Origin of the sequence: Stenotrophomonas sp. STK17_22, assembly GCF_051983905.1 — a bacterium.
Lineage (GTDB): Bacteria > Pseudomonadota > Gammaproteobacteria > Xanthomonadales > Xanthomonadaceae > Stenotrophomonas > Stenotrophomonas maltophilia_A.
The window spans coordinates 262,987-278,481 of record NZ_CP197010.1; the positions used below are offsets into that span (position 1 = coordinate 262,987).

Sequence of the window (15,495 nt, forward strand, 5' to 3'; positions counted from 1 at the left end):
TCATGGTGCCATGCACAAGCACTCGTTCCCCGTCGCCCCCGGCGAAACCGCCTGCCTCGAACTGGACGGCCCGGCCGGCCCGCTGGAAGTGGTCGTCGACCTGCCCAAGGCCGATGCGCCGGTGCAGCCGATCGTGGCCATCGTCTGCCATCCGCTGTCCACCGAGGGTGGCACCCTGCACAACAAGGTGGTCACCATGACCGCCACCACCCTGCGCGAGCTGGGCATCGCCACGGTGCGCTTCAACTTCCGCAGCGTGGGTGGTTCGGCCGGTGAGTTCGACCATGGCGTGGGCGAGCAGGACGACCTGAAGGCCGTCGCCGCCTGGGTGCGCAGCCAGCGTCCGGACGACCGCCTGTGGCTGGCCGGTTTCAGCTTCGGCGCGTTCGTTTCACTGAAGGCCGCGGCCGAGTTGCAGCCGGAAGCGCTGATCTCGATCGCGCCGCCGGCCGGCCGCTGGGACTTCGATGGCATCGCCCCGCCGGCCCGTTGGCTGGTGATCCAGGGCGAGCAGGACGAGATCGTCGACCCGCAGGCGGTCTACCAGTGGCTGGACTCGCTGGATTTCCCGCATGAGCTGGTGCGCATGCCCGAGACCAGCCACTTCTTCCACCGCAAGCTGATCGACCTGCGCGGCGCGCTGACCCACGGCGTGAAGCACTGGCTGGGCGCGGCGGCATGAGTGCAACCGAGCTGACCCCGTCGCAGCGGTACGCGGAAGGGGTTGCCCGTGGCGACTGGCAGAACGACCCGGCCCAGCATGCGGCGCTGGCCGAGCTGGACCGCATCCACCTGGGCCTGCTGGACAGTGCCGAGGACGGTTGGCTGGACCGCCTGTCCTCGTTCTGGAAGAAGCCCGAGCCGGTCAAGGGTCTGTACTTCTGGGGCGGCGTCGGCCGCGGCAAGACCTTCCTGGTCGACCTGTTCTACGACGGGCTGCCGATCAAGCAGAAGTACCGCACCCACTTCCACCGCTTCATGCGCAGCGTCCACGAGCGCCTGCGCGAGCACCAGGGCCAGAGCGACCCGCTGGCGAAGATCGCCCAGGAATGGCGCAGCAACCTGCGCGTGCTGGTGCTGGACGAATTCTTCGTTACCGACATCGGCGATGCGATGCTGCTGGCGCGGCTGCTGGAGCGCCTGTTCGCCGAGGGCGTGACCCTGGTCACCACCTCCAACACCGCAGTGGAGAACCTGTACCTCAACGGCCTGCAGCGCGAGAGCTTCCTGCCGGCCATTGGCCTGCTGCAGCGCTTCTGCGTCGAGCTGTATGCCGAAGGTACCGAGGATTACCGCATGCGCGCGCTGACCCGCTCGCCGGTATACCGCGCACCGCTGGCGACCGACAGCGATGAGTGGCTGGCCACGCGCTGGAACGAGCTGAGCGGCGGCCAGCCGGCCAAGCCCGGCAACATCGAGATCGAGGGCCGCAAGATTCCGGTGCGTGGCCGCGGCAAGAGCATTGCCTGGTTCGATTTCGCCGCGCTGTGCGAAGGCCCGCGCGGGCCCTCGGATTACATCGAGATCGCGCACGAGTTCAACACGGTGCTGCTGGGCGGCATTCCCGCCTTCGACCGCCTGAACGAAGATGCCGCGCGCCGCTTCGTCAACCTGATCGACGAACTGTACGACCGCCACGTCAACCTGGTCTGCACCGCCAGCACCTCGCCGATCGAGCTGTACACCGGCCAGCGCCTGCAGGGCGCTTTCGAACGCACCGCCTCGCGCCTGATCGAGATGCAGAGCGCCGAGTACCTGGGCACCCCGCACCGGGCGTGAGGGCGCCACCCAGGTAAATGCGTTGCCGGCCAGGGTTCCGGTAGTGCCGGCCGCTGGCCGGCATCCGCCGCGCGGTTACCGGGTCGGCGCCACGGCGTTCCCACGCGGCCGCTCATCCGGCCGGGCCGACACATGCAGGCCCGAGCCATCGCCGTGCTCTACCCGTACGCTCTCGCCGCGCTCCAGCAGCCGCAGTGGCTGGCCCTGGTAGCGCACCTCCAGCGCGTCGTGGGCCGCTGCCAGCGATTGCACCAGCGGGCACAGCGACTGTGCTTGGGCCTCGATGCGTTCGGCGCGGCCTTCCAGCTGCTGTTCCATCCGCGCGTCCAGACGGTCGGCGCGTGCCTCCATCGCATCGCCGCGACCGGTGAAGATCTGCCACAGCATGCTGCGGGCGATGGAGGCGGACAGCGACTCGGCCATGTCCTGCACCTTGGCCTCGAAGCCCGGCCCGAACACCGCCTGTTCCCAGTAGCCCTTGCCCAGCGTGCCGCCGATCCAGTCATCGGCCTGCCGGCGCAGGCGCCGGACCTTGCGGCTGTTGGCGGTGCCGGTGAGGCTCTCATAGACCCCGTCGAGCACGTCGAAGCTCAACCCGCTCACTTCATGGGCCAGCGCGGTGGCCGCCGGCATCAGCTGCCGCGCCCCGGCCTCCATCTGCCGCAGGCGGGCGGCGTCGGCCTCGCTGACCGGCACGACCGTGTCGTCCAGGCTCAGCACGCCATCGTGGAACACCACCTCGTGCGGTGCCTGCGGGCCATGCCGCAGCCAGATGCCACCGCTGTCCACCAGCACGTCATAGTCGGTGTGGATACCGCACTGGTCCGCGCGCAGCTTCGGGGTGTCAGCGGCAATTGCAGGTACGGTGACCACAGCAGCCAGCAGGGCCAAGGCGGGTGCTGACAGGCGCATGGTGGAATCCTTTCCGGTCATTGCAGGACCTCAGCATCCCGCGTTCGGCAGGCGCCGTCACCCGCCGAAAGTCACTGCGCGATGGCGATTCGTCCGGCCATACCGGCTTTCCCACCGGCTGCCCACCAGCTATCCACAGGGTTGTCCCTAGCCAGTTTCATCACTGTCATGTGAAGCTGTCATTGTTCCGTTTTCGCGGTGCGTTGTACCACCGCGATGACGCCTTTCGGGCTTGACTGCGCAGCCTGTTCCGGCAGGTCTGAAGCGTCTGATCCGGGCGCCGATGGCACGATCCTTGCGGCGCAAGGGATTGCCGAATTTCACTACATTTGGCGTTGACGGACCCCATCACCCCCACTATCTTGTGGCCGTCGGTCGCAGCAACCCCAATTCCAGGGGTGCCCGGGGTACCCATCCGCGATCGTCAACGGCAGTGGCAGGCGCAGGGTCTCATCCCCTGCGACGCCGTCCTGCCATCCTGGGCTGTCATGTCCCGGGCTGCGTCACCCGATGCATCGAGCACCCACCAATCACGCCAAGAGGACACACGCCGTGACCACCGAATCCAGCGCCACCATCGAGAAGGAAAGCGAATTCCTGTTGACGTCGCCGCCGACGGCCAACGCGATGAGTGTGACCAAGCGCAATGGCACGACCGAACTGGTGGACCTGAACAAGATCGTGCGCGCGGTGCAGCGTTCCTCCGAAGGCCTGCACGCCGTCGATCCGATGCGCGTGGCCACCCGCACCATTTCCGGCCTGTACAACGGCGCCACCACCCGCGAGCTGGACGAACTGTCCATCCGCACCGCCGCCCTGCTGATCGGTGAAGAGCCCGAGTACGGCCGCCTGGCTGCGCGCCTGCTGGCCAACTACATCGCCAAGGAAGTCTCGGGCCAGGAAATCTACGCCTTCTCGCAGTCGGTCAGCCGTGGCCATGAAGTCGGCCTGATCAACGACCGCCTGCTGAACTTCGTGCAGACCAACGCGCGCAAGCTCAACGATGCCATCGACATCTCGCTGGACCTGAACTTCGATTACTTCGGCCTGCGTACCCTGTACGACCGTTACCTGCTGCGCCACCCGCACACCCGCAAGGTGATCGAGACCCCGCAGCAGTTCTTCCTGCGCATTGCCAGCGCGCTGAGCGAGGATGTGTCCGAGACCCTGGCGCTGTACAAGCGCATGGGCAACCTGGACTACCTGCCGTCCAGCCCGACCCTGTTCAATTCCGGCACCACCCACGAGCAGCTGTCCTCGTGCTTCCTGCTGGATTCGCCGCAGGACTCGCTGGAGTCGATCTATTCCAAGTACGGCGACATCGCCCAGCTGTCGAAGTTCTCCGGCGGCATCGGCGTCAGCTACACCCGCGTGCGTTCGCGTGGTTCGCTGATCAAGTCGACCAACGGCCACTCCAACGGCATCGTGCCGTGGCTGAAGACCATGGATTCGTCCGTGGCCGCGGTGAACCAGGGCGGCAAGCGCAAGGGCGCAGCCTGTGTGTACCTGGAAACCTGGCACGCCGACATCGAGGACTTCCTCGAACTGCGCGACAACACCGGTGACGAAGCCCGCCGTGCGCACAACCTGAACCTGGCCAACTGGGTGCCGGACCTGTTCATGAAGCGCGTCGAAGCCGACCAGGAATGGTCGCTGTTCGATCCGCGCGTCGTGCCGGAGTTCACCGACCTGTTCGGCGAAGCCTTCGAGCAGGCCTACCTGCAGGCCGAAGCCCAGGGCAAGGCCAACCGCACCATCTCCGCGCGCAAGCTGTACGCCCGCATGATGCGTACGCTGGCCGAGACCGGCAACGGCTGGATGACCTTCAAGGACAAGTGCAACCGCGCCAGCAACCAGACCCTGCGTCCGGGCAACGTGATCCACCTGTCGAACCTGTGCACCGAAATCCTGGAAGTCACCTCCAACGATGAAACCGCGGTGTGCAACCTGGGTTCGATCAACCTGGGCAACCACTTCGACGAGCACAACGAGTTCGACTTCGAGAAGCTGGCCGAGACCGTGCGCCTGGCCGTGCGCCAGCTCGACCGCGTCATCGACCTGAACTTCTACCCGATCGAAACCGCCCGCCGCGCTAACCTGCGCTGGCGTCCGGTCGGCCTGGGCTGCATGGGCCTGCAGGACGTGTTCTTCCGCAAGCGCCTGCCGTTCGACAGCGCCGAAGCCCGCGCCCTGTCGAAGAAGATCGCCGAAGCGATCTACTTCCACGCGCTGGAAACCTCCTGCGAGCTGGCCCAGGAACGCGGCAAGCACCCGTCGTTCAACGACACCCGCGCCGCCGGTGGCGAACTGCAGTTCGACGCCTGGAACGTGGTGCCGGAAGACACCGCGCGCTGGGATGCCCTGCGTGCCCGCATCAAGGAGCATGGCCTGCGCAACTCGCTGATGATCGCGATTGCACCGACCGCGACCATCGCCTCGATCGCCGGCTGCTACGAGTGCGTCGAGCCGCAGGTGTCCAACCTGTTCAAGCGCGAGACCCTGTCCGGTGACTTCCTGCAGGTCAACCGCTACCTGGTGAACGAGCTGAAGAAGCTGGGCCTGTGGACCGCCGACATGCGCGACGCCATCAAGCTGGCCGAAGGCTCCATCGCCGGCGTGGCACAGATTCCGGAAACGCTGCGCGAGGTCTACCGCACCGCGTGGGAACTGCCGATGCGTTCGCTGATCGACATGGCCGCCGAGCGTGGTGCCTTCATCGACCAGTCGGCCTCGCTCAACCTGTTCATGGAAAGCCCGAACATCGGCGCGATGTCCTCCATGTACATGTACGCCTGGAAGCAGGGCATCAAGACCACCTACTACCTGCGTTCGCGCCCGGCCACCAAGATCGCCAAGACCACGGTGAGCAGCGCAGCCCCGGCCAAGGTGTTCAGCCCGGACGAAGCCATCGCCTGCTCGCTGGAAAACCCGGAAGCCTGCGAGGCCTGCCAATAAAAGCGGCCGTGCCGGCCTTTGGCCGGCACACCCCTTTGTAGAGTCGAGCCATGCTCGACTGCAGAAAACACCAAGGTAGCGCCGGGCCATGCCCGGCGTTTTGACCCGAGAAGACAAGGAAACACCCATGGCCGACAAGCCCAAGCAGATGCTGCTCGATCCCGGTTTTGAACTGACCCTGCGCCCGATGCGCTACCCGCAGTTCTATGACATGTACCGGAATGCGATCAAGAACACCTGGACGGTGGAAGAGATCAACTTCCAGATCGACATCACCGACCTGCACAGCAAGATGTCGCCGGGTGAGCGCCATCTGATCCACCGCCTGGTCGCGTTCTTTGCCACCGGCGACTCGATCGTGTCCAACAACCTGGTGCTGAACCTGTACCAGCACTTGAACGCGCCCGAAGCGCGCATGTACCTGTCGCGCCAGCTGTATGAAGAAGCGCTGCACGTGCAGTTCTACCTGACCCTGCTCGACAACTACCTGCCGGATCCGGAAGAGCGCGTCAAAGCCTTCGCCGCGGTGGAGAACATCGACTCGATCAAGAAGAAGGCCGACTTCTGCTTCAAGTGGATCGACTCGATCCAGGACCTGAAGCGCATCGAGACCCGTGCCGAGCGCCGCCAGTTCCTGCTCAACCAGATCTGCTTCGCCGCCTGCATCGAAGGCCTGTTCTTCTTCGCCGCCTTCGCCTACGTGTACTACTTCCGTTCGCGCGGCTTGCTGCCGGGCCTGGCCTCGGGCACCAACTGGGTGTTCCGCGACGAGAGCGCGCACATGGAGTTCGCGTTCGAGTCGGTGCGCGTGGTGCGTGAGGAAGAGCCGGACCTGTTCGACGACGAGATGAAGCAGCAGGTCTACGACATGCTGGCCGAAGCCATCGAATGCGAAGTGCAGTTCGCCGAGGACGTGTTGTCCGGCGGCGTGGCCGGCATCTCGACCCGCGACATGCGCCAGTACCTGCAGCACTGCGCCGACCAGCACTTCGCCAAGCTGGGCATGGAAAAGAAGTACAACGTGCGCAACCCGCTGCCGTTCATGGAACTGCAGGACGTGCAGGAGCTGACCAACTTCTTCGAACGCCGCGTCTCGGCCTACCAGGTCGGCGTGCAGGGCGAAGTCGCCTTCGACATGAACTTCTGATCGAACCGGTCAGATCTGTCGCAACGAAAAACCCCGGCCAACGCCGGGGTTTTTTGTTGGTAGCGCCGGGCCATGCCCGGCGGAGCCTGCCTGGTGCTACCGGGCCGTCATGCTGCACGCGGGCCTTTGTAGATACCGTGTCGCCCTCGCCTAGGCAAGGGCGAGGTCAGGCTCAAAGGGGCGGTCACTTCTCAGTACGCCCCAAATCAGATGGATGAGCTTGCGCATCACTGCACACATGACGACCTTGAAGGGCTTGCCTTTCGCGCTGAGCCGGTCTGCAAAGGACTTCAGTGTGGGGTTGTGGGTCTTCCCGGTCAGCGCCGGCATGTACAGCTTTTTGCGGAAATTGGCGTCGCCGACGCGTGATATCCGGCATTTGCCTTCGTAGTTTCCTGATTGACGCTGGGCCGGATTCAGGCCCGCGTGGGCAACCACCTGGCGCACGTCGCTGTATTTGCTTAGATCCCCCAGAATGGCCAACAGCTGGGCACTGCTGGTGTTGCCTACACCGGGGATGCTGGTAAGCAGTTGATGACGCCGGCGCAGGTCCGGATCGTTATCGATATGGTCCTCAATCGCCTTCTGGACCTGCTTGATCTGCTCTTCCAACGTCCGGATCACATCCTTGATCCCTTGCTGGACCGAGATATCGGCAACGTCCAGGCGGTTGTGCTCCATCTGCAGCATTTCCTGGAGATCATCTCGACGCCGTACCAAGGCGCGCAGCTTCACCTCCGAGGGCGTCGGCGGAACGTAGGGATGCAGCTTTTCCGAGCGTTGTGCCTCAAAAAACCGGGCAATCAGCTTGGCGTCGCTGCGGTCAGTCTTGGTCCGCATCCCCTCCGCCTGCCCAAACGCCTTTACTCGGGCGGGATTGGCCACATGAACCACGACCCCCGCCTCCACCAGTGCTTGAGCCAAGGCCTCGTGATAGATGCCTGTAGCCTCCATACCTACCGCCGCGTTCGGCGCATGCTTGGCGCGCCAAGCCAGAAGCTCATCAAAACCCTTTGGCGTATTGGGGAGTTTGGCCTTGGTTCGATACTTGCCGTGAGATAGAGGCAGGGCGATGTCAAAAGTCGCCTTGGCTGCGTCGATGCCGATAAATTGCATGATTTCGCTCCAGCTTGAACTTACGATCGTGATCGGAAGCCGCCAGACTTGCCCTTGTGAGTACAGGCTCTCACCCGATGGCGGGCCTAAGATACCGTTCAAGTTCCATGGCGGTGTCAGGCCGCCGACGCGCTGAATCTACTTTGCAAGCTCGAAGGCTTAAGAGCCGAGGCAGCGTCATCGGAGCCTCCCGGGTCACCGGGGGATTGTGCCTGATCAGGGCACGATCCAAGACACAAGAGTCGAGCTTGCTCGACTGCCGTTCGCGCAAAGCGGTCGAGCAAGCTCGACTCTACAATCAGCGTCGCCCTTCCACCGCCATGCGTACCGCCAGCCCGGCCAGCACCGTGCCCATCAGCCAGCGCTGCACCACCTGCCAGGTCGGGCGCGCGGCCAGGAAACCGGCGATGCTGCCAGCGGTCAGCGCAATCATGCCGTTCACGGTCACACTCACCGCGATCTGGGTGGAGCCCAGCACGATCGACTGCATCAGCACACTGCCCTCGCCGTCCGGATGCAGGAACTGCGGCAGCAGCGACAGGTACATCACCGCCACTTTCGGGTTCAGCAGGTTGGTCAGGAAGCCCATCGTGAACAGCTTGCGCGGGCTGTCCTGCGGCAGTTCGCGCACCGCGAACGGCGAGCGGCCACCGGGCTTGAGCGCCTGCCAGGCCAGGTACAGCAGGTACAGCGCGCCGCCGATGCGCAGCGCGTCGTAGGCGAACGGCACGGTCATCAGCAGGGCGGTGATGCCCAGTGCCGCACACAGCATGTAGAACACGAAGCCCAGCGCCACCCCGCCCAGCGAGATCAGGCCTGCCATCGGCCCCTGGCAGATCGAGCGTGAGATCAGGTAGATCATGTTCGGCCCGGGCGTGAGCACCATGGCCAGTGAAACCAGCGCGAAGGCCAGCAGGTCGGAAGTGGCGGGCATGGGCGGTCCTGGCAGTGGGCGTGGCGCAGTGTAACGCCTGCCGCAGGCGCGGCCTGCGCAGGCACCGCTGCCGGGTGACCGTTGCACGTGCATTCCGATGGCCATCACGCCGGTCGCTTAGAATCCGCAGCACCCCACACCGAAGCCCCCCCATGACCCCCATCCCCGAGACCGTGCCGCCCACCGAAGTGCGCATGGCCGAAATCGTCTTTCCCAACCACACCAACCACCTTGGCACCCTGTTCGGTGGCCAGGCGCTGGCGTGGATGGACAAGGCTGCCTTCCTGGCCGCCGCCCGTTACTCGCGCCGCACCGTGGTGACCGCGCGCAGCGACCAGGTCGACTTCAAGCTGCCGATCCGCATCGGCCAGATGGTGGAAACCATCGGCCGCATCGTCGAAGTCGGCCGCAGCTCGATGAAGGTGGAGGTGGAACTGGTCGCCGAAGACCTGCACAGCGGCGAGCGCAAGCTGTGCACCCGCGGCCACTTCGTGATGATCGCGCTGGACGAGGAAGGCCACCCGATCGCGGTACCGCCGCTGCCGGCGGCCTGACCCGGCCAACGGACCGGCGCTTGCGGGGGCGCCACCGCACCCCCATCTGGCAGCCATGACCCTGCCACTGACCGACTTCATCGACCGTGCCCAGCGCCTGTTCGTGCTGACCGGCGCCGGCTGCAGCACCGCCTCGGGCATTCCCGATTACCGGGATGCCGACGGCCAGTGGAAACGCACGCCGCCGGTGACCTACCAGGCCTTCATGGGCGAGGCGGCCACCCGCCAGCGCTACTGGGCGCGCAGCCTGCTCGGCTGGCCGCGCTTCGGCCTGGCCCGGCCCAACGGCACCCACCAGGCCCTGGCCGCGCTGGAAAGCCGAGGCAAGCTGCAGGTGCTGCTGACCCAGAACGTGGACGGCCTGCACCAGCGTGCCGGCAGCCACAACGTGATCGACCTGCATGGCCGCCTGGATCTGGTGCGCTGCATGGGTTGCGAGCGTCGCAGCGGCCGCGAGGATTTCCAGCAGCGCCTGCTGGACGCCAATCCCGGCTGGGACGCGCTGGAGGCAGGCATCGCGCCCGATGGTGATGCCGATCTGGAGACCGATTTCTCCGCGTTCGTGGTGCCCGAGTGCCCGCATTGCGGCAGCGTGTTGAAGCCGGATGTGGTGTTCTTCGGCGAAAACGTGCCGCGGGAGCGCGTGCAGGCGGTGCAGGAGCACCTGCAGCAGGCCGACGCCGTGCTGGTGGTGGGTTCATCGCTGATGGTCTATTCCGGCTTCCGCTTCGTGCAGGCGGCGGCCAGGGCAGGGCTGCCGGTGGCGGCGTTGAACCGTGGCCGCACCCGCGCCGACGACCTGCTGCAGTTCAAGGATGAACGGGACTGCGCCGAGGCGCTGGCCGCGTGGGCTTCGTCCTGAGCCGAGCACACGCTCGGCTGCACGCCCACCGCGAAACAGCGATCCATCCAGACGGTTGATTCGCAGGCCGTGCGGCGGTGCAATACGCACCCCCTACGTCGTTCATCACCGTCTTGAGCCAGCTGTTTTCGCCGATCTCGTTCGGCCCCCTGACCCTGTCCAACCGCATCGTCATCGCGCCGATGTGCCAGTACTCCGCCGAAGATGGCCGCGCCAGCGACTGGCACGCCATGCATCTGGGCAACCTGGCGCAGTCCGGTGCCGGCCTGCTGATCCTGGAGGCCACCGCGGTCGAACCGCGCGGCCGCATCAGCTGGGCCGACCTGGGCCTGTGGGATGACGGCACCGAGGCCGCGTTGGCGCAGGTGTTGGCCAGCGTCCGCCGCTGGTCGCCGATGCCGCTGGGCGTCCAGCTGGGCCATGCCGGCCGCAAGGCCTCGGTGAGGCGTCCGTGGGACGGTGGTGGCCAGTTGCCGGCCGACGATGCGCGTGGCTGGGCCACCGTGGCGCCGTCGCCGCTGCCGTTCCATGCCGCCGATCCGGCACCGCAGGAACTGGACGAGGCCGGCATCGCCGAGGTCATCGCCGCCTTCGCCGCCAGTGCGGTGCGCGCCGAGCGCCTGGGCTTCGAGCTGATCGAGCTGCATGCCGCGCACGGTTATCTGCTGCACCAGTTCCTGTCGCCGCTGAGCAACCGCCGCACCGATGGCTACGGTGGCTCGCTGCCGAACCGCCTGCGCCTGCTGGTGGAGGTGTTCGATGCGGTGCGTGCGGCAGTGTCCGACAAGGTCGCGGTGGGCGTGCGCATCTCCGCCAGCGACTGGGTCGATGGTGGATGGGATCTGGTGCAGAGCGAAGCGCTGGCGCAGGTGATGGACGCGCGCGGCTGCAACTTCCTGCATGTCTCCAGCGGTGGCCTGGACGAGCGCCAGAAGATCACCGTCGGCCCGGGCTATCAGGTGCCGTTCGCGGCGGCGATCAAGGCCAAGGTGCGCATGCCGGTCATCGCCGTGGGCATGATCACCGAGCCGGAGCAGGCCGAATCGATCCTGCGCCATCGCCACGCCGATGCGGTAGCCCTGGCGCGCGGCATCCTCTACGACCCGCGCTGGCCGTGGCATGCCGCCGCCGCGCTGCGTGACAGCGTGGAGCCGGCACCGCAGTACCTGCGCTGCGAGCCGCGTGATGCGCGCGGCGTGTTCAAGACGCGCTGAGGCTCACACCCGCCAGGCCGGCGCCATGCCGGCCTGCAGGTGCTCGAACAGCGCGCGGATCTTGGCAGTGAAATCGCGGCGGTCGCTGACGCAGAAATAGACTTCCATCGGTTCGGGGCGCCATGCAGTGTCGGCGCCGAACACCGCCTGCAGGCGGCCATCGCGCAGGTACGGCTCGGCCACGAATGCGGCCAGCCGGGTGATGCCGGCACCGGCTGCGGCCAGCGTCGCCAGCGCATCGATGTCATCGCAGACCATGCTCGGCGGCAGTGCGGCGTCCACGCGCTGGCCATCCTTCAACAGGCCCCATCGCAGCGGCCGGCCATCGGTGGGGAAGCGGTGCAGCAGCCCGCGATGGCCGCTCAGCTCGGAGGGTTGCTGCGGGGTGCCGTGTGCCTTCAGGTAGGCCGGCGAGGCGCAGAACACGAACGGCACGCGCGCCAGCTGCCGTGCGACGACCCCGTCCTCCAGCTGTGCACCGATGCGGATGCTGGCATCCACCGCTTCCGGGCCGTGCTGCACGGCGCGGTCAGTCAGGCGCAGCTCCAGCTGCAGTTGCGGGTAGCGCTGCTGCAGCGAAGGCAGCAAGGGGGCAAGTACGTGGCGACCGAACGCGCTGCTGCTGGCGATGCGTAGTGGTCCGGCCGGTTCGATGTCACCAGAGGTGACCATCGCCTGCGCGCGCGCCAGGTCGGCTTCGATGTGGCGCACCTGCGCCAGGTACAGCGCGCCGGCCTCGCTGAGGGCCAGCTGGCGCGTACTTCGGTTCAGCAACCGTACGCCCAGATGCGCCTCCAGCCGGTTGATGTTCTGGCCGACTGCGGTGGCGCTGATGCCAAGGATGCGGGCCGCTGCGGCAATGCTGCCGGTCTCTGCGGTGCGGGTGAAGCTGCGGATCAGTTGCAACAGGTTCATGACCGACCAGCTTGCCATGGAGAAACCCAAGTATCGCTTGGGACTGAACCAAGCAGGTCGGTTGCATCGGTGACCATCGATCCCGAGGACAGGCTGCTGCCCTACACTCGGGCGATGCGCCCCGATTCCATCCTCACCCTGTCCTGTCCCGACCGTACCGGCATCGTCTACCGCGTATCCGGCCTGCTGTTCGACCACGGCTGCAACATCCTCGACGCCCAGCAGTTCGGTGATGAGGAAAGTGGCCGCTTCTTCCTGCGCGTGCATTTCGATCGCGATGCCGGCCTGCCGCTGGAGACCGTGCACGCCGCCATGGCCACGCTCGCCGCCGGCTTCGGCATGGACTGGCAGCTGCATGATGGCCGCCGCCGTGCACGCCTGCTGGTGCTGGTCAGCAAGCAGGGGCACTGCCTCAACGACCTGCTGTTCCGTGCCCACAGCGGCCAGCTGAAGGTGGACATTGCCGCAGTAGCGTCCAACCACGCCGACTTCGCGCCGCTGGCGGCGTCCTACCAGGTGCCGTTCCACCACCTGCCGGTGACCGCTGATACGCGCGTGGTGCAGGAGCAGCAGATCATCGACCTGGTCGAGCGCGAACGCATCGATCTGGTGGTGCTGGCGCGCTACATGCAGATCCTGTCACCCACGCTGTGCCGCGCGCTGGCCGGCCGTGCGATCAACATCCACCACAGCTTCCTGCCCAGCTTCAAGGGCGCGCAGCCGTACCACCAGGCACACGCGCGCGGGGTCAAGATCATCGGCGCCACCGCGCACTACGTCACCGAGGATCTGGACGAAGGCCCGATCATCGAACAGGACGTGGCCCGCGTGGACCACGCGATGGCGCCGCGCGAGCTGGTGCGGCTGGGCAGCGATACCGAATCGCTGGTGCTGGCGCGCGCCGTGCGCCGCCATGTGGAGCACCGCATCCTGCTCAACGGGCACCGAACGGTGGTGTTCCGGTAATCGCCCATCCCGCGTCCGCCGGGCATGGCCCGGCGCTACCACGGGTGCTATCCGGAAGTGCCGGCCGCTGGCCGGCAACTGCAGAGATCCCGAGGTTGCCGGCCAGCGGCCGGCACTACCGAATCCTGATTTCATCCAATGAAAAGCCCCCGGTTCGGCCGTCCCGCGATCTGTAGGGGGGCGTAGTTAGGGGGCTGGATGAATCGATTGTGTTGTCGTGGGCAGGAGCGCGCAAGCGGCATAAGCGACGTGCGCGGTAGCGCCGGGCCATGCCCGGCGGTCACGCCTCAGGCGATCGAAATCCCCGCCTTGCCCAGCGCCTCGCGCACCATCGCGTCGTTGGCGTCGGTCACCGGCTTGGTCAGCTCCCACAGGAATTTCACCCGGAAGCCGGACTTCACCGCGTCCTGCGCGCTCCACAGCACGCAGTAGTCGCGGGCCAGGCCGCACACGTGCACTTCGCGGATGCGGCGTTCGTGCAGCCAGCCGGCCAGGCCGGTGGCCGGGCGCTCGCCATCGGGGCCATGGTTCTCGCGGAAGGCGCTGTATGAATCCACCTGTTGGCGCGTGCCCTTGCGCAGGATCAGGTCGGCCACGGTCCAGTCCACGCCCGGATGCAGCGCGGCACCGGCGCTGCCCTGCACGCAGTGGTCCGGCCACAGGGTCTGCGGCTGCGCGTGCAGCAGGATGGTCTCGAAGGGGCGTTGGCCGGGGTGCTGGCTGGCGAACGAGGCATGGTCGGCCGGGTGCCAGTCCTGTGTTGCCACCACGGTGCGGTAGCGGCGCTGTGCCAGCAGATCGGCGATCGGTGCCACCAGCGCATCGCCTTGGTCGCAGGCCAGCGCGCCGCCGGGCATGAAGTCCGGCTGCAGGTCGATCACCAGCAGGGCGACATCGGCGGGCAGGGCGGTCATGGCAGTTCCGGTACAGCAGAAGGGGCGACCAGCGTGGCCGCCCCATGCCCACACGTCAATCGCCCTGCGGCGTCTCAGCGTCCTGCCCGTAGTACAGCAGGCCGATCTTGATCCGTTCGCGGCCATTCTCGCGGCGGTGACGGTTGGCATCGCGCAGCGAGTACACGCAGCCGCAGTATTCCTGCTGGTAGAACTGCTCGCGCTTGCTGATCTCGATCATGCGGCTGGCACCGCCGCCCTTGCGCCAGTTGTAGTCCCAGTACTGCAGGCCTTCATAGCGCGACGCGGCACGGATGCCGCAGTCGTTGATCTGCGCCATGTTCTTCCAGCGCGAGATGCCCAGCGACGAACTGATGGTGTCGTAGCCGTGCTCGTGCGCGTACAGCGCAGTGCGCTCGAAGCGCATGTCGAAGCACATCGTGCAGCGGATGCCGCGCTCGGGCTCGTTTTCCATGCCGCGTGCACGGCTGAACCAGTTGTCGGTGTCGTAGTCGCAGTCGATGAACGGGATGTCGTGCTGTTCGGCGAAGCGGATGTTCTCCTGCTTGCGCAGCTCGTATTCCTTCACCGGGTGGATGTTGGGGTTGTAGAAGAAGATCGCGTAGTCGATCCCGGAGGCGGTGATCGCCTCCATCACTTCGCCGGAGCAGGGGGCGCAGCACGAGTGCAGCAGCAGGCGCTGGCCGTTTTCGGGCAGGGACAGGGTGGGGCGTTGGAGCTCGGTCATCGTCAGGTACCGCATGGACCGCCGGCAACGGCGGTGGCCCATGCATCAGCGCGTGGGTGAACAGTCTGGCCGGAAACCGTGAACAGGACGCACGCGGCCGCACCGCCTGCAGGCGCAGGACAACGACGGCCCCGGCAACCTCCCCGCGGAGATTCCAGGTCGAGTCAGGGGACGGTCGTGTCCCCCGGCCGGGGCCGGTATTCGGGCTGATGGACACGGGCCGCAGCCCACCTACTACCTGCCGCTTCCCAGGCGTGAGCCCAGTGCTGTTGGCAGGATTCGTTTCCATTCACCGCTGCGGGGCAGCTCCGGAATGGGCGCGCAAGGCGCCTTCACCGGATTCCCGTTTAAATCCCTGCCGCCATCAATGCCACGGCAAGGATACCTTCGGCGTGCCCACGGTGGACGCGTCGAGGCCAATGGTCAAGGGCCAATGAAAGCGCAGGGCTGTGGCTCGCTTCTCAGGCTGTGAGAGCGCCTCTTGCCATACTGGGCACCGA

The 15,495-nt window shown here is 66.3% G+C and carries 14 protein-coding genes and 1 riboswitch; of the genes, 8 read left to right on the top strand and 6 right to left on the bottom strand.

The window, feature by feature from the left end; all coding sequences use genetic code 11:
- Positions 1–10: 10 nt before the first annotated feature.
- Positions 11–682, top strand: coding sequence for an alpha/beta hydrolase (locus ACSYS9_RS01135; protein WP_071229565.1), 672 nt, complete (start codon positions 11–13; stop codon positions 680–682).
- Positions 679–1,779 (top strand): cell division protein ZapE, encoded by a 1,101-nt coding sequence (zapE, locus tag ACSYS9_RS01140; protein ID WP_049419242.1) that lies wholly within the window; start codon positions 679–681, stop codon positions 1,777–1,779. The genes ACSYS9_RS01135 and zapE overlap by 4 nt, the downstream gene beginning before the upstream one ends.
- Positions 1,780–1,854: 75 nt before the next feature.
- On the opposite strand, the gene ACSYS9_RS01145 is transcribed toward zapE, so the two are convergent.
- Positions 1,855–2,691, bottom strand: coding sequence for a DUF2884 family protein (locus tag ACSYS9_RS01145; RefSeq protein ID WP_071229566.1), 837 nt, complete (start codon positions 2,689–2,691; stop codon positions 1,855–1,857).
- 552 nt (positions 2,692–3,243) lie between these two features.
- Here ACSYS9_RS01145 and ACSYS9_RS01150 point away from each other — a divergent pair.
- Both ACSYS9_RS01150 and ACSYS9_RS01155 read left to right on the top strand, forming a co-directional pair.
- On the top strand, positions 3,244–5,646 hold the full coding sequence (locus ACSYS9_RS01150) for a ribonucleoside-diphosphate reductase subunit alpha (RefSeq protein ID WP_071229567.1): 2,403 nt from the start codon (positions 3,244–3,246) through the stop codon (positions 5,644–5,646).
- A gap of 127 nt (positions 5,647–5,773) precedes the next feature.
- Positions 5,774–6,793 carry a ribonucleotide-diphosphate reductase subunit beta gene (locus ACSYS9_RS01155; RefSeq protein WP_008264781.1) on the top strand — a complete coding sequence of 340 codons (1,020 nt, stop codon included), beginning with the start codon at positions 5,774–5,776 and terminating at the stop codon, positions 6,791–6,793.
- Positions 6,794–6,943: 150 nt separating this feature from the next.
- Here ACSYS9_RS01155 and ACSYS9_RS01160 read toward each other — a convergent pair whose 3' ends face one another.
- Both ACSYS9_RS01160 and ACSYS9_RS01165 read right to left on the bottom strand, forming a co-directional pair.
- The gene (locus ACSYS9_RS01160) at positions 6,944–7,909 is read right to left on the bottom strand and encodes an IS110-like element ISStma4 family transposase (RefSeq protein WP_440568761.1); all 966 of its coding nucleotides are present in this window, start codon (positions 7,907–7,909) and stop codon (positions 6,944–6,946) included.
- A gap of 298 nt (positions 7,910–8,207) precedes the next feature.
- Positions 8,208–8,843, bottom strand: a complete 636-nt coding sequence (locus tag ACSYS9_RS01165; protein ID WP_032128209.1) for a LysE family translocator — start codon at positions 8,841–8,843, stop codon at positions 8,208–8,210.
- Between the two features lie 152 nt (positions 8,844–8,995).
- On the opposite strand from ACSYS9_RS01165, the gene ACSYS9_RS01170 reads away from it, so the two are divergent.
- From ACSYS9_RS01170 to ACSYS9_RS01180, 3 genes are all read left to right on the top strand, one after another.
- Complete coding sequence (locus tag ACSYS9_RS01170) at positions 8,996–9,397, top strand: acyl-CoA thioesterase (protein WP_004153688.1); 402 nt, start codon at positions 8,996–8,998, stop codon at positions 9,395–9,397.
- A 55-nt stretch (positions 9,398–9,452) separates the two neighbouring features.
- Complete coding sequence (locus tag ACSYS9_RS01175) at positions 9,453–10,259, top strand: NAD-dependent protein deacetylase (protein ID WP_049399769.1); 807 nt, start codon at positions 9,453–9,455, stop codon at positions 10,257–10,259.
- A gap of 113 nt (positions 10,260–10,372) precedes the next feature.
- Positions 10,373–11,473, top strand: coding sequence for an NADH:flavin oxidoreductase/NADH oxidase (locus ACSYS9_RS01180; protein WP_032128207.1), 1,101 nt, complete (start codon positions 10,373–10,375; stop codon positions 11,471–11,473).
- Positions 11,474–11,476: 3 nt separating this feature from the next.
- On the opposite strand, the gene ACSYS9_RS01185 is transcribed toward ACSYS9_RS01180, so the two are convergent.
- Entirely contained in the window at positions 11,477–12,388 is a 912-nt protein-coding gene (locus ACSYS9_RS01185) for a LysR family transcriptional regulator (RefSeq protein WP_049399772.1), read from the bottom strand.
- A 114-nt stretch (positions 12,389–12,502) separates the two neighbouring features.
- On the opposite strand from ACSYS9_RS01185, the gene purU reads away from it, so the two are divergent.
- Entirely contained in the window at positions 12,503–13,354 is an 852-nt protein-coding gene (purU, locus tag ACSYS9_RS01190) for a formyltetrahydrofolate deformylase (protein ID WP_049421018.1), read from the top strand.
- Positions 13,355–13,641: 287 nt separating this feature from the next.
- On the opposite strand, the gene pncA is transcribed toward purU, so the two are convergent.
- Together pncA and ACSYS9_RS01200 are read right to left on the bottom strand one after the other, a co-directional pair.
- Positions 13,642–14,268, bottom strand: a complete 627-nt coding sequence (gene pncA, locus ACSYS9_RS01195; RefSeq protein ID WP_032128204.1) for a bifunctional nicotinamidase/pyrazinamidase — start codon at positions 14,266–14,268, stop codon at positions 13,642–13,644.
- 55 nt (positions 14,269–14,323) lie between these two features.
- Positions 14,324–15,010 carry an epoxyqueuosine reductase QueH gene (locus ACSYS9_RS01200; RefSeq protein ID WP_080291760.1) on the bottom strand — a complete coding sequence of 229 codons (687 nt, stop codon included), beginning with the start codon at positions 15,008–15,010 and terminating at the stop codon, positions 14,324–14,326.
- A 160-nt stretch (positions 15,011–15,170) separates the two neighbouring features.
- Positions 15,171–15,385: riboswitch (cobalamin riboswitch) on the bottom strand.
- Positions 15,386–15,495 lie beyond the last annotated feature (110 nt).

Excerpts from the sequence above, each read along its gene's own strand:
- zapE (WP_049419242.1), top strand. The coding sequence starts at position 679 with ATGAGTGCAACCGAGCTGACCCCGTCGCAGCGGTACGCGGAAGGGGTT.
- ACSYS9_RS01160 (WP_440568761.1), bottom strand. The coding sequence starts at position 7,909 with ATGCAATTTATCGGCATCGACGCAGCCAAGGCGACTTTTGACATCGCC.
- ACSYS9_RS01145 (WP_071229566.1), bottom strand. The coding sequence starts at position 2,691 with ATGCGCCTGTCAGCACCCGCCTTGGCCCTGCTGGCTGCTGTGGTCACC.
- pncA (WP_032128204.1), bottom strand. The coding sequence starts at position 14,268 with ATGACCGCCCTGCCCGCCGATGTCGCCCTGCTGGTGATCGACCTGCAG.
- purU (WP_049421018.1), top strand. The coding sequence starts at position 12,503 with ATGCGCCCCGATTCCATCCTCACCCTGTCCTGTCCCGACCGTACCGGC.
- ACSYS9_RS01170 (WP_004153688.1), top strand. The coding sequence starts at position 8,996 with ATGACCCCCATCCCCGAGACCGTGCCGCCCACCGAAGTGCGCATGGCC.
- ACSYS9_RS01200 (WP_080291760.1), bottom strand. The coding sequence starts at position 15,010 with ATGCGGTACCTGACGATGACCGAGCTCCAACGCCCCACCCTGTCCCTG.
- ACSYS9_RS01135 (WP_071229565.1), top strand. The coding sequence starts at position 11 with ATGCACAAGCACTCGTTCCCCGTCGCCCCCGGCGAAACCGCCTGCCTC.
- ACSYS9_RS01165 (WP_032128209.1), bottom strand. The coding sequence starts at position 8,843 with ATGCCCGCCACTTCCGACCTGCTGGCCTTCGCGCTGGTTTCACTGGCC.
- ACSYS9_RS01175 (WP_049399769.1), top strand. The coding sequence starts at position 9,453 with ATGACCCTGCCACTGACCGACTTCATCGACCGTGCCCAGCGCCTGTTC.
- ACSYS9_RS01155 (WP_008264781.1), top strand. The coding sequence starts at position 5,774 with ATGGCCGACAAGCCCAAGCAGATGCTGCTCGATCCCGGTTTTGAACTG.
- ACSYS9_RS01185 (WP_049399772.1), bottom strand. The coding sequence starts at position 12,388 with ATGAACCTGTTGCAACTGATCCGCAGCTTCACCCGCACCGCAGAGACC.